This window comes from Bacillus cereus group sp. BceL291 (assembly GCF_051776705.1).
Lineage (GTDB): Bacteria > Bacillota > Bacilli > Bacillales > Bacillaceae_G > Bacillus_A > Bacillus_A cereus.
In genome coordinates this window covers 22,750-35,212 of record NZ_JBPWAP010000035.1, presented here as the reverse complement: position 1 = coordinate 35,212, position 12,463 = coordinate 22,750, and the positions used below count along the sequence as shown (strand labels likewise).

Genomic DNA, 12,463 nt, shown 5'->3' with positions numbered 1-12,463 from the left:
TAGAAAAATGAACTGTATGATGAAAGGAAACGAGATGAAAAGAACTTTAACTATTTTTATGTTAACGATACTATTATTAATAAGTTTTAGTGCATGTTCTAAAAAGGAAAATCCATTTCCTGCAAACGGTGTATTAATTATTGGAGATGAAAATAATATTTCACCAATTATTAATCGTTATCAGGAAATTACGGAAGAAAATGAAGTGTTTTCTGTGAAAAAAGGGGAAGTTGGAAATGGAAATGTCTTAATTTTAAATGAATCTACAGCACAAGCATTGATTAAAGAAAAACTTTTTCGAAAACAAGATAATGGCTCCAATTATATTATAGATACGTTACCGAAATTCCCCAAAGAAGGGGCGCTATTATTTACAAGTGAAGACAATAAGACTATGAAAAGTATTAAAATAGGAGAGGAAGAGATTCCTGTTACATACGATAGTGATGCTTGGATAGGTAACAATCGTAAATATTCAACGGAATGGTATATGATTGTAGCAAAAAATAGTGTTTATAAAGAAATAAAGGCAAATGAAATGAAAATGCATCTTCTTCATTTGAAAAAATCACTAGGTGACGAAAAACCTAAAATGTCGACAGATAATACATTGGTTAATGAAAATGTCAAAGTAAAAAAGTTAATTAAAGGTTTGGAAGGAGAAGTATCTTTTCACTTTGTAACGATTGGCGAAAAACCTTAAAAAAGAGTTCGAAGTTGATAAAAATTTCATCAGCTTCGAACTCTTTTTAGTTTATAGACAAATCAATTATTATGCTTTACATTACTTCATTTAATCGAGTCTCACTCGTTTCTTCAATCGCATTTGAATTTTGAACTGAATTATTTTGTGCTTCTTTTTCTTTACGAGCCTTTTGTAGCATTTCAAGTATAATCCATAAAGGAACACCTTTATCCTTTAACATCTTCCATAAATCTAATTCATTAAATTTATGCTCAGGCTGTTTCATTTCTTTTTCAGATGAACGAATATCAAACTTGATAGGATCATTTATTTTCTTACTTTCAAGTTTAGTAGAAGAGATAGTATTATGCTCAAGAGTAGATGAAGTTATTTTAGTAGGTTGAGATAATGTATGAATATTTGATCCGATTTGCATGCTTTTTCCTCCTTTTCAAGCAATGAGATTAGTTTTCTTATGGTTTTTAAATCTTTTTAACATGAGGCAACTATATCTAATTATAAATTCAAATAAACAGATTTACAAGTTGTATTGTAAAAAGTAAATATTTACTTGAATTAATATTTATCAACATTTGTATATGTTTTCTATATATACAACGTATATAAAATACTTTACATTATGTTTAAGTTGTTAAAGTATTCTGTTAATTTTTTAAAAAAAGAAAAATGTAAACGTTTTATTAGGGGGAGAAAGTATGGGGAAGTTATTTTTAAAAATATGTTTTTTCGCATTAGTGACCGTATGTTCATTCGCAGCGAAAATATCATACGCTGAAGAGAGGCAACAAAATAATTATCCAATCATATTGGTGAATGGATTTGCTGGATGGGGTAGAGAAGAAATGCTTGGCGTAAAATATTGGGGTGGTGTTCATGATATACAGGAAGATTTGAAACGCAATGGTTATACGGTACATACCGCAGCTGTTGGACCTGTTTCTAGTAACTGGGATCGTGCATGTGAATTGTATGCACAAATTAGCGGTGGGACAGTAGACTATGGTGCCGTACATGCTGAGAAACATGGACATAATCGTTTTGGCAGAACTTATAGTGGTTTTGCGCCGAATTGGAGTGAAACAAATAAAGTTCATTTAGTTGGACATAGCATGGGTGGACAAACGATTAGAACATTAGTACAGCTATTAAAAGAAGGTAGTTTTGAAGAAAAGAATTATGTGAAAAATCACCCAGACATCAAAATATCACCACTATTTGAAGGCGGAAAATCATATGTTCATAGTGTTACAACATTAGCAACCCCTCACAACGGTACAACACTTGCGGATGGTAGTCTTCTACTGCCGTTCGTTAAAGATTTACTCATTACAGCTGCAAGCTTTGGAGGAAACAATAATTTATCATTATATGATTTTAAATTGGATCAATGGGGTATAAAGAAAAATGCTGGAGAGTCCTTTTTCCAATATAGTAATCGTATTCTAAATAGTTCACTTTGGAAAAATACAAAAGATATAAGTCAATGGGATTTAAGTACAGATGGTGCAAAGGAGTTAAATAATTGGGTAAAGACGCAACCAGATGTGTATTATTTATCCTATAGTGGACATGCATCACAAGCAGCACCTATAACAGGTTTACATTTACCGCATATTACGATGAATAAAGTGTTGATGGGGAATGCATTTTTCTTAGGTTCTTATGCGAGATATGAAGAAAACCGTCCGTTAGTTGATACTTCTTGGTGGCAAAATGATGGTGTAGTAAATACGAATTCTATGATTGCACCATCTTCTAATGTTGCTGTAAATAATAATGGGTCATTACAGATTGGAAAATGGAATCATATCGAAACGAAAGCGAATTGGGATCATCTCGATATGGTAGGATTAAGTGTTTCAGACTCATTAGGTTTTTCTAGCATTCAAGAGTTTTATAGAACAATTGCTGAAAAGCTATCACGTTTACCGAAATAGGTAATAATAAAGCGCTCTCGATGGAATTCGAGAGCGCTTTATATTATATTGAAAGAGGGATTTGGTAGAAAAATATGGGGGGATATTATGAAAATTCAAGTTGTATTATCAGGATACGGAACAGTAGGCAGAGAGTTTATAAAATTATTAAATGAAAAATATTCATATATATATGAAACATATGGGATTCAATTAGTTGTAAGTGGCGTATTAGGGAGAAATATTGCAATACATAATGAAGACGGCTTATCACTTCATCATTTATTGATGTATGGTGGCGGTACCGCTGCAATTGAAAAATATTTAGAGTATCATCCGAAGGAACATGCAACAACTAGCATAAGTGGTACTGTATTGGTAGAATCAACAGTTACAAATCTTAAAGATGGAAATCCAGGGAAACAATATATGAAACAAGCGATTGAGAAACAGATGGATATAGTAGCAATTTCTAAAGGGGCGCTCGTTACAAACTGGAGAGAAATAAATGAAGCAGCAAGAGGCGCCAATGTACGAATTCGATATAGCGGTGCAACAGCCGCTGCATTACCGACCCTAGATATCGGACAATTTAGTTTAGCCGGTTGCAGTATTGAAAAAATAGAAGGAATATTAAATGGAACAACTAATTATATTCTTACGAAAATGTATGAGGAAGATATGACATTTGAAGAAGCATTGAAAGAAGCACAAGATAAAGGAATTGCTGAGACAAACCCTATATTAGATATAAGTGGTTCAGATAGTGCGTGTAAATTGTTACTTTTGACAAACAGCTTAATGGAAACAGAGAAAACACTTACTGATATACATATAAAAGGAATCGAGCACGTTACAAAACAGCAAATTAGAAATGCTAAGGAACAACATAAAATTATTAAATTAATAGCATCAACATATAAGGATGAGGGTGGCAATGTCAATTTAAATGTTGAACCGTGCGAAATAGAGAAAGATCATCCGTTAGCAAAAGTAAATGGGACCGAAAAAGGAATTACGTTCTTTACAGATACGATGGGACAAGTTACTACAATTGGTGGGGCTTCTAATCCACGAGGCGCTGCAGCTGCAGCTTTAAAAGATGTAATTAACTTATATCGAAAAGATTTGTAAGACCGTACCGCCCTTTATAAAAAATACATATGTCGTGGACCTTTTGAGAATGAAATAAATATGCAAAAATGATTGCAGGGGGTAAGGAATTGTTTAAGGATTTTAAAGTTGTTAAAGATCGTCCTGTTTATATTCAATTGAAAGATTATTTGAAGAAGATGATTATGAAAGGGCATTTGCTCGGGGATCAAAAAATCCCATCAACAAGGGAACTAAGTGAATTACTAAGTGTGAGTAGAAACACTGTACTCGCTGCTTATGCAGATTTAGAGCAAGAAGGACTCATTTATGCAGTTAAAGGAAAAGGGAACTTTGTTGCGAAGGTGGATATATCTAACACTTCGTCTGTTGAAATAGATTGGAAAAATAAACTTAATACAGTGACCGCATTAGCGGATGAATTAGATTTAATGAAACATGGTGTTCGTTGGGAAAAGGGAATGATTGTCTTTAATAGTATAGCCCCGGATGAGAAGCTATTTGATGTTGAAAATTTCAAAAGAGCTTTTCTTACTCGTATGTCCATTGAAGGAGACATCGTATTGAACTACGGATATGCAAAGGGATATAGACCGTTAATGAATTATTTACTTCATTACATGGAAATGAAAGGTGTAGACATTTCGAATAAAGATATTCTAATTACAAATGGATTTACAGAAGGATTGGATATTGTACTCTCTTCTTTATCAAAAAAATCTGGTCGTGTCATTTGTGAGAATCCAACTCACCACGCTGCACTAAAGCTGTTCCGTTTACATGGACTTGAAGTTCATGGGATTGATATGAATGAGGATGGTATTGATACGAATAAAGTTGAAAAAAGCTTGCGTGAAAAAGATTTTGATTTTGCTTATTTAATTCCTTCTTATCATAATCCAACCGGTATTGTTACGAGTTCAGAGAAAAGAACGGAATTGATGAGGTTATTCTCAAAATACAACGTTCCTATTATAGAGGACGGATTTAATGAAGAATTACGTTATTCAGGTTCACATTTAGCTCCATTATTAACTTTTGCGGGAGCTGGCAATAATGTGATTTATATTAGTAGCTTTTCAAAGGTACTTTTCCCTGGTTTACGTGTAGGCTGGATTATTGCAGATAAAGAGCTGATTCATTATTTAGAAAGCGTAAAAAGAGCAAGAACGATTCACACATCTACGCTAGATCAAGCTGTTCTGTTTCAATATTTACATGAGGGATATTTTGAGAAATATTTAAAAAAGGCAAGATCTGTTTATAAGAAAAAATATGAGTTAGCTGTCGGGGCATGTAACCAGTACATTCATTTCAAAAGAATGACTGGAGATGGTGGACTTCATTTATTTATAGAACTAGAAGAGCATATGAATGCCCGCACACTTTTACAAAAGTGTTATGAGAAAGGCGTTACGTTTTCACCTGGAGATGTTTTTTACTCTGATGGAGAAGGAGCGAACACTTTCCGATTAGGGTTTTCGCGCTTGAAAGAAGAAGAAATAGTTCGGGGAATTAAAATAATTGGTGATACATTAAAAAATGAAATTTGGAGTTGAGAAAATGAAAATCGGTGTTATTATGGGCGGGGTATCGTCTGAAAAACAAGTTTCAATTATGACGGGGAATGAAATGATTGCTCATTTAGATAAAAATAAGTATGAAATAGTTCCAATTACATTAAATGAAAAAGTGGATTTAATTGAAAAAGCGAAAGACATTGACTTTGCGTTGCTCGCGTTACACGGAAAATACGGAGAAGATGGGACAGTTCAAGGAACACTGGAGAGTTTAGGGATTCCTTATAGCGGAAGTAATATGTTATCTAGCAGTATATGTATGGATAAAAATATTTCGAAAAAGATTTTACGTTATGAAGGTGTAGAAACACCAGATTGGATTGAACTTACAAAAATGGAGGATCTAAATCTTGATGAGTTAGATAAGTTAGGATTTCCATTAGTAGTAAAACCAAACTCTGGCGGATCGAGTGTCGGAGTGAAAATCGTTTATAATAAAAATGAATTGATCTCAATGCTAGAAACTGTATTCGAATGGGATTCTGAAGTAGTAATTGAGAAGTATATAAAAGGTGATGAAATTACATGTTCAATTCTGGATGGAAAACAGTTACCTATAGTTTCAATTCGACATGCAGCCGAGTTCTTTGACTACAATGCAAAATATGATGATACTAGTACAGTTGAGGAAGTTATCGAACTTCCAGCAGAAATTAATGAACGTGTAAATAAAGCGTCACTTGCTTGTTATAAAGCATTAAAATGTAGTGTTTATGCAAGAGTTGATATGATGGTGAAGGACGGAATTCCATATGTAATGGAAATTAATACATTACCAGGGATGACACAATCAAGTTTATTGCCAAAAAGTGCAGAAGCGGCGGGAATTAGTTATAGCGAACTATTAGATATGATTATTGAAACATCATTAAAAGTTAGAAAAGAAGAAGGGTTTTAAGGGAATTATATAACTAATTTTTTGACAGTTTCACGAAGTATGCTATGATGAATACATTATAAAAACAAAATATTTATCCACTAGGGGGGCCTTTTATAGGCTGAGATCAAATGTGATTTTGAGACTCTTAGTACCTGATCTGGTTAATGCCAGCGTAGGGAAGTGGGAAAGACGTTGCTATTTAATGAGTAAATAAATACTGTCGATTTCACTTTCTTTACGCCTGTAAAGAAAGTTTTTTTATTTTACAGCTTTAATAATTGTGGATAAATACTTATATTTTATACATTATTGGAGGGATTTAAATGACTTTTTCACAATCGTTACGTAAAGAAGTAGATTCAATTTGGGAAGCGAGTTTTAACCATCCTTTTGTAAAAAAACTTGGTGAAGGAACGTTAGATTTAGCTAGTTTTCGTTATTATGTGCTTCAAGATTCATATTATTTGAGCCATTTTGCTAGAGTACAAACTTTAGGAGCTGCGAAAGCTCTTGAATTAGAGACGACAGCTCGTATGGCACATCATGCTCAAAATACATATGAGGCAGAGTTATCTTTACATGAGAATTTTGCGAAGAAATTAGGGATAACAAAAGAAGAAAAAGATAATTTTATTCCTGCGCCAACTGCATATGCGTATACTTCACATATGTATCGTGCTGGGTATGAAGGGCATTTAGGAGATATCATTGCAGCAATTTTACCTTGCTATTGGTTGTATTATGAAATTGGCGAACGCTTAAAAGAGTGCCAGCCGGAAGAGCCAATTTATAACGAATGGATTTCTGCTTATGGATCTGATTGGTTCCGTACGCTAGTTGAAGAACAAATTACACGTTTAGATAATATCGCTGAAAAAGTAACAGAGGCAGATCGCAAACGTATGAAACAGCATTTTATTATTAGCAGTCAATATGAATATTCATTTTGGGAAATGGCTTATACATTAGAAAAGTGGCCAGTGGATACAGACGTAAAAGACGTAATTGGATAAAGAATAGAAGTAATGTTATAGCTAGGTATGGATCATACCTAGCTATATATTTTTTCTTGTCAAATTTGCGTAAAGTCATTAGTGCTACGGAAATGGCGAAATAGAATATCGATAATTTAGCTCATTTACTTGTCTACGCATTAACTGGATAAACTTCTGTCACATTTATTTTACAATCAAAGAACGTAAATGTTGGTGGTATGAAGTTAAATAAGAAAAGAAACCCGAGCTGTTAGCTGTAACGGAGTTGTTTTTTCTTTGCAGGAATTTCTAAATTATCATGGAGTGTTGTTAATACGATATGCAAATATGCATATCGTATTTTTTTGAGTTCTTTATGTGTTAAAATTAGATATAGAGATATGGAAATATAAAGAAGCAAAAGCAGGAATATCCAATGAATTTTGAGAGGTGTTATATGTTTACAAATAAGAAATTAATTCGATTTGGTTTATCGTTGTTTGTATTTTTAGGGATAATTAATTTTACAATCAGCTATTTCCAAACATATCTTGAAACAGCAGCAGATATTAAATGGGTAATTCCAGAAATTTGGAAAACTATTTTGCTAGATGTTCCTCAAGGGATACTTGTTCTTTTAGGCGCAATTGCTTTATATGATTTCACAAAAGAGGCATCAAAAAAAGACGCATCAATCTAAATGTGTCTTTTTTCAATTAGCAATTTCATATAGAGATTTGCTGGAGAAATAGAATGAAAAGCCCTAATTAGGGCTTTTTTTTGTTGGAATTTCTTAACCGTCATAGAAACCGGTCACTTGGAGGTGTTATAGCGAAAGCCATTTACAGTACAGAAAAATCTAAGCAGCAGACGAAAATATATAGGATATGGCATCATAATTGTTGAGAAATTAATTGAACTTAGTAAGTATGAAGATATGACGCTAGAATTCATATTTTTTAATTTTTATTTATCCCGCTATTTGCCGGGCAGTAAGCCCCCCACCTCAAAATTCAGCGGAAGCAAAGAAGTTAGGTAGGGGATGAACAAAACCCCACTGATTAAAGTTTCACTTTATAAAAATGAGCCCATAGTAAAAATAGGTATATGAACAAGGTGCATCATCTAGTGATAAGTCATACTTTGTTGGTGTACGTATTGAACTTAGTTTATAGCGCTATTTCTACTTAGATGTAACGAACAGGAATATAGGGAAGTATCGATGAGGTTGTATTTTATAAACGGAGGTTATGAAAATGAATCAGTTTCAACAAGAACTACAAGCGTTAAGCCTTAATGATTACCGGTCTGGAAATATTGTCTATTGGGACCAGCAAAACCAATATCCATATTACTATATTGAAGATGCTGCTCGTCGCTGTGGCGGTTGTGGTCGTTGTGGCGGTTGTGGTGGAGGTCGTTGTGGCGGCTTCCGTTGTGGTGGCTTCCGTTGTATTGGTTGCTTCGGTTGTTTTGGTTGCGGAGGCTGTGGCGGTTGTGGCGGCTGTGGTGGTTGCTCTAACTGTTTTGATGGTTTTACTGATACTACCGGTACTATTGTAACGTATGAATATTGATAACATCTATCTTGCTAGTTGCGGGCAGTAACATCCCCAAAAAAATTCAGCGAGAGCAAAGAGAAGTTAGGTGGCGGACTGCCCATAAAAGCCCGATTGGTGAGAGCTGATTAAAGTTTCACTTTATCAATTAAAAAACATTAGTTATATGTACGTGCCGACAAAGAATATAGCCATTATTAATGGATATATTCAATCATTCAAGTGAAAGAGTAACAATAAGATATATAGATGTAATCAAGATGTGATGGATAAAGCAATGACTAGATTTAAAATCTAATCATTGTTTTTTTCTTATGGTTTTATCATTAAATATCTGTCTAGTTTGGGCATTGATTCCTTCTAGCTAATGATTTTATTACAACCGTGTAAGGTTAATGTAATGTTAATCGATAGTAAAATAAGTTGCTTAAGTGTATTTTAAATAAGATTAAAAAGTACTGTTTATCTACAAAATAATAGGGTAAATACTATGTAATTAGGAAGTGTATGAATATGGTTGAACTAAAATCTATTTTCCATTCGTATAAACTAAAGAGAAAAATAGCTAAAGATTTATACGGAAAAAGAGATGAATTATCACTGTTATTAAATGAATTTAATAATATGAAATGTACAGTAACATCTGAAAAGAAGAAAAATAATATATTATCTCGTTTGCAACTAATTTATCAAAATATGAAATCGGATAAGCAGTACCCTCTAGCAGTTGCTTTTGATAGTAAATTATTGGAGCGATTAGAAAAAGAATCTGTACATACTATTGAGGATGGTGTAACATGTCTACATTTAATGTTAGATATGAATTATGAGAAGATAAAACAATATGGTTCGGGTACAAGTAGGTCATTCGTTCCGTTATCGCAGTCTTCTATTTGTCTTGCTGATTGTATTTGTTTAACAGGATTTGTAGTAGGTTTACTAGGAACAATTTCATTTGGAGGATTACTGTTATCTATATGTTCAATTACATAACGCTTAATATTTGTAAAGAGAGCGCCGATTTAAGGTGTTCTTTTTTAGTTTTTTGTAAATTTTTTGTAAATGATAAGTACAATACATTATATAAATTGTATAATTTAGATGTATTAAAATATAAATATAATGAGGTGCTGTATATGATAATTACTTTTAATTGTTAAAAGAGTCGATTTGATAATGTTTTATTCAGATAAATAGTTTTTACTTTTCTTTTAAATACTTGATTTAAATGGATTAGATTAAGTAACTATTGTTCTAGCTTTTTGATAATCAAGACAACTGAAGAAAGGAAGGAATCATTTTATGAAAAAATTAAGGCTGCTAACATTTGAAAATATAGTAGAACCCCTTTTAAATGAAAAGGTATCATTTATATACTTTCCTATTGAATGGCTGGACATCGTAGAGATACATTATAAGACATTTTTATTAACGAGTAAGTTGAAACGTTTGAATGAAAGATTGTATGATATGTTTTCAGATATATTGTTTATTCAGCATAATCCGTACGTATTAAATGAAAATACACCATGGATTGTATCAAAAGAACCTATTAAACAAGAGCAGCTCGATTATATTTTTCAAAGTTGGTATGAGATTATTCATGATTGGAAGCCAAATAGATTAGTAGAACCACCAAAATATGAATGGCAATCCGATTTGATTTCTAATTTGCCAGTACTACATGATAATGAAACGTATTCTAAGTGGATACCCGCTTTAATCTCACATATTTTTTGTGAGCGTCCTATATATTTAGAAAATACAAATGAAGAAGAATTCTATTTTTCTCCTCTGAGATCACAAAATATTTGTGAGGCGATGTCAGAGCCGATAAAAGATGAAAAAACACAAGATTTTTTCTCCTATGTATATCGATTTCAATGCATAACCCGCGGTGGTGAGAACGCTCCATTATTAAATATTTCAATAGGGATTCGGAGATTTTATCAAGAATATAATCATCCAGATATTCCTTTACTTTTAAGACGGAAACGAGGCATGATATTGATTTCTACCTCAGAGTTTGCGTCAAATAATAAAAAAATACGGTTTGTAAAACTAAAAATACAACAAGCTACAACCGGTATGAAATGGATTAAAATATTTAGAAATTTAAAAGATGATTTTCAAATAGGGGGAGAGGTGGATTTAGACCATATTCTCCAATATCCGAAAGATTATATTGTAGGGGAAAATAAAAGGGTGTTATTTCCATACAATGAGAGAATTTATAAAGTTCAAGGTACTAAAATAGAACCGGGTATAAAAGTAAAGGAAAGAGAGTATTTATTTAAAGAATTTCAGCGTAAATTCTCTTATTTCACAATACTTCCAGAATGTAAAAAGGTAGCAACAAATAACAAAAATGAATTATTTCCTTTATTTGCACCAAAAGGATTAGAGACATTAACATTAGAGGTTTGGTCTGAAAATATAATGCTGGAAATAGAACAAGCATTACTTGATAGTGAAATTATTTTGACTAAAGTTGGTGAAAATACTTACGTATTGAATACAGATTTTCCAGTGTTATTAAAGGTTGTGAGATACAATATTGAAAAGGTGTTACAAAATCCATATAAAATGCAATATTGCCAAAAATATAAAACAAATCTTGTAGATGATGTTACGAAAGCTGTCTATGCTACCGCGGGCGAGCGCAGTGATGCGACATTAGCATTAATCGCATTGAAAAATTGTAATGGACGAGAAAAAATTGATCCAAAACAAATCATTAGAGAGGGATTTGCACGAGCAAACCGTATTTCAACATTTATTAATTTATTTATAGGCCAAAGTGTATCGCGTAAAACAATTGTAAATAGTGTTTTTAGTTTATTAGAGCAAAAAGGATTTTTGAAGCGTAGTTGGAATAAGATAAATTTACCTTGTATATATGTGAATTTATCAATTGAACGAATATCGAAATTTGATTTCTTACCTATTCTTTCAAAAATAAAAGGAAAAGAAATTTTATATAAATTATATGGGAATACAGAATGGCAAACGATTGATTACGTATTATTAAATATAAATAAACATAATGCATTTTTACCACAACCATCAAAGAGAAATGATATGGGAGCTCTTTTTAAACAATATGTTTCCGAAACATTAATGGAAATTGTACAATATGCAAAAGAACAAAATGAACAAGTTTACTTCATTGTAGATGCAAATTTGAGAAGGTATTGGATAAAAAAGTTACAAAATAAAGAAATTAATACAGATATTTTACCTGATATTGTTCCAGAGGTGTTAAAGGTTCCAAATTTAAATATTATTAGAATAAATACAGGTTTTGATGTACCAAGTTACGGTGTAATAGAATGTGATGATGCTCTAGATAGCATTGGCTTATATGCAGATCAAAAAGGGATGTATTATAGCACTGGTGAATATTCACTTAATTGTAGTGGGATTTTTCAGCGATATATACTTGAAATTCTACCATTAGGTGTAAAACCTGTAGAAAGGGATTATATCGCTAAAATGATACATTACATGTGCTGTAATTCTAGTATGCTTTCGAAAAAGAATGTACACATGACATATTCCATGCATATGGAAAAGGTAATAAAGAGTTATATTACTGACATAGATGCAAGAGAGTTTAAAGAATTTGATGATGAATTGGATGTAGATGTAGTAAAAGTAGAAAAGAAAGATTCAATTATTCTACTTTAAATACTAGTAAACAAATCCTGCTCGTTATATCGATCAGGATTTGTC

Annotated in this window: 11 protein-coding genes, 1 pseudogene and 1 riboswitch; of the genes and pseudogenes, 11 read left to right on the top strand and 1 reads right to left on the bottom strand. The window is 32.3% G+C overall.

The features are described 5' to 3' along the window. Positions 1-16 precede the first annotated feature (16 nt). Entirely contained in the window at positions 17-703 is a 687-nt protein-coding gene (locus ACS2CR_RS20750; protein WP_000975419.1) for a lipoprotein BA_5634 family protein, read from the top strand. Between the two features lie 76 nt (positions 704-779). On the opposite strand, the gene ACS2CR_RS20745 is transcribed toward ACS2CR_RS20750, so the two are convergent. Then, positions 780-1,121 (bottom strand): DUF3914 domain-containing protein, encoded by a 342-nt coding sequence (locus ACS2CR_RS20745; protein ID WP_001165522.1) that lies wholly within the window; start codon positions 1,119-1,121, stop codon positions 780-782. A gap of 280 nt (positions 1,122-1,401) precedes the next feature. Here ACS2CR_RS20745 and ACS2CR_RS20740 point away from each other — a divergent pair, with 280 nt between their 5' ends. From ACS2CR_RS20740 to ACS2CR_RS20695, 10 genes and pseudogenes are all read left to right on the top strand, one after another. Further along, positions 1,402-2,643, top strand: coding sequence for an esterase/lipase family protein (locus ACS2CR_RS20740; RefSeq protein WP_000517066.1), 1,242 nt, complete (start codon positions 1,402-1,404; stop codon positions 2,641-2,643). 87 nt (positions 2,644-2,730) lie between these two features. Further along, a complete protein-coding gene (locus ACS2CR_RS20735) occupies positions 2,731-3,756 on the top strand; it encodes a homoserine dehydrogenase (RefSeq protein WP_053512856.1) in 1,026 nt (341 codons plus the stop codon). A gap of 89 nt (positions 3,757-3,845) precedes the next feature. Beyond that, positions 3,846-5,294: a PLP-dependent aminotransferase family protein gene (locus ACS2CR_RS20730; protein ID WP_000471614.1), complete on the top strand. Its 1,449-nt coding sequence runs from the start codon at positions 3,846-3,848 to the stop codon at positions 5,292-5,294. Positions 5,295-5,298: 4 nt separating this feature from the next. Continuing rightward, the gene (locus ACS2CR_RS20725; protein ID WP_002063153.1) at positions 5,299-6,213 is read left to right on the top strand and encodes a D-alanine--D-alanine ligase; all 915 of its coding nucleotides are present in this window, start codon (positions 5,299-5,301) and stop codon (positions 6,211-6,213) included. Positions 6,214-6,285: 72 nt separating this feature from the next. Beyond that, a riboswitch (TPP riboswitch) is annotated at positions 6,286-6,391 on the top strand. Between the two features lie 127 nt (positions 6,392-6,518). Continuing rightward, positions 6,519-7,208: a thiaminase II gene (tenA, locus tag ACS2CR_RS20720; RefSeq protein WP_053512855.1), complete on the top strand. Its 690-nt coding sequence runs from the start codon at positions 6,519-6,521 to the stop codon at positions 7,206-7,208. Between the two features lie 397 nt (positions 7,209-7,605). Then, positions 7,606-7,869 carry a DUF3937 family protein gene (locus ACS2CR_RS20715; RefSeq protein WP_002101034.1) on the top strand — a complete coding sequence of 88 codons (264 nt, stop codon included), beginning with the start codon at positions 7,606-7,608 and terminating at the stop codon, positions 7,867-7,869. Between the two features lie 556 nt (positions 7,870-8,425). Then, positions 8,426-8,746 (top strand): heterocycloanthracin/sonorensin family bacteriocin, encoded by a 321-nt coding sequence (locus ACS2CR_RS20710; protein WP_001071364.1) that lies wholly within the window; start codon positions 8,426-8,428, stop codon positions 8,744-8,746. A 145-nt stretch (positions 8,747-8,891) separates the two neighbouring features. Further along, positions 8,892-9,026: pseudogene (locus tag ACS2CR_RS20705) on the top strand (site-specific integrase); the annotation flags it as partial. Positions 9,027-9,235: 209 nt separating this feature from the next. Further along, the gene (locus tag ACS2CR_RS20700; protein WP_002063155.1) at positions 9,236-9,721 is read left to right on the top strand and encodes a hypothetical protein; all 486 of its coding nucleotides are present in this window, start codon (positions 9,236-9,238) and stop codon (positions 9,719-9,721) included. Between the two features lie 309 nt (positions 9,722-10,030). Beyond that, positions 10,031-12,418, top strand: a complete 2,388-nt coding sequence (locus ACS2CR_RS20695) for an RNaseH domain-containing protein (RefSeq protein ID WP_153602632.1) — start codon at positions 10,031-10,033, stop codon at positions 12,416-12,418. The last annotated feature ends 45 nt before the right edge of the window (positions 12,419-12,463 follow it).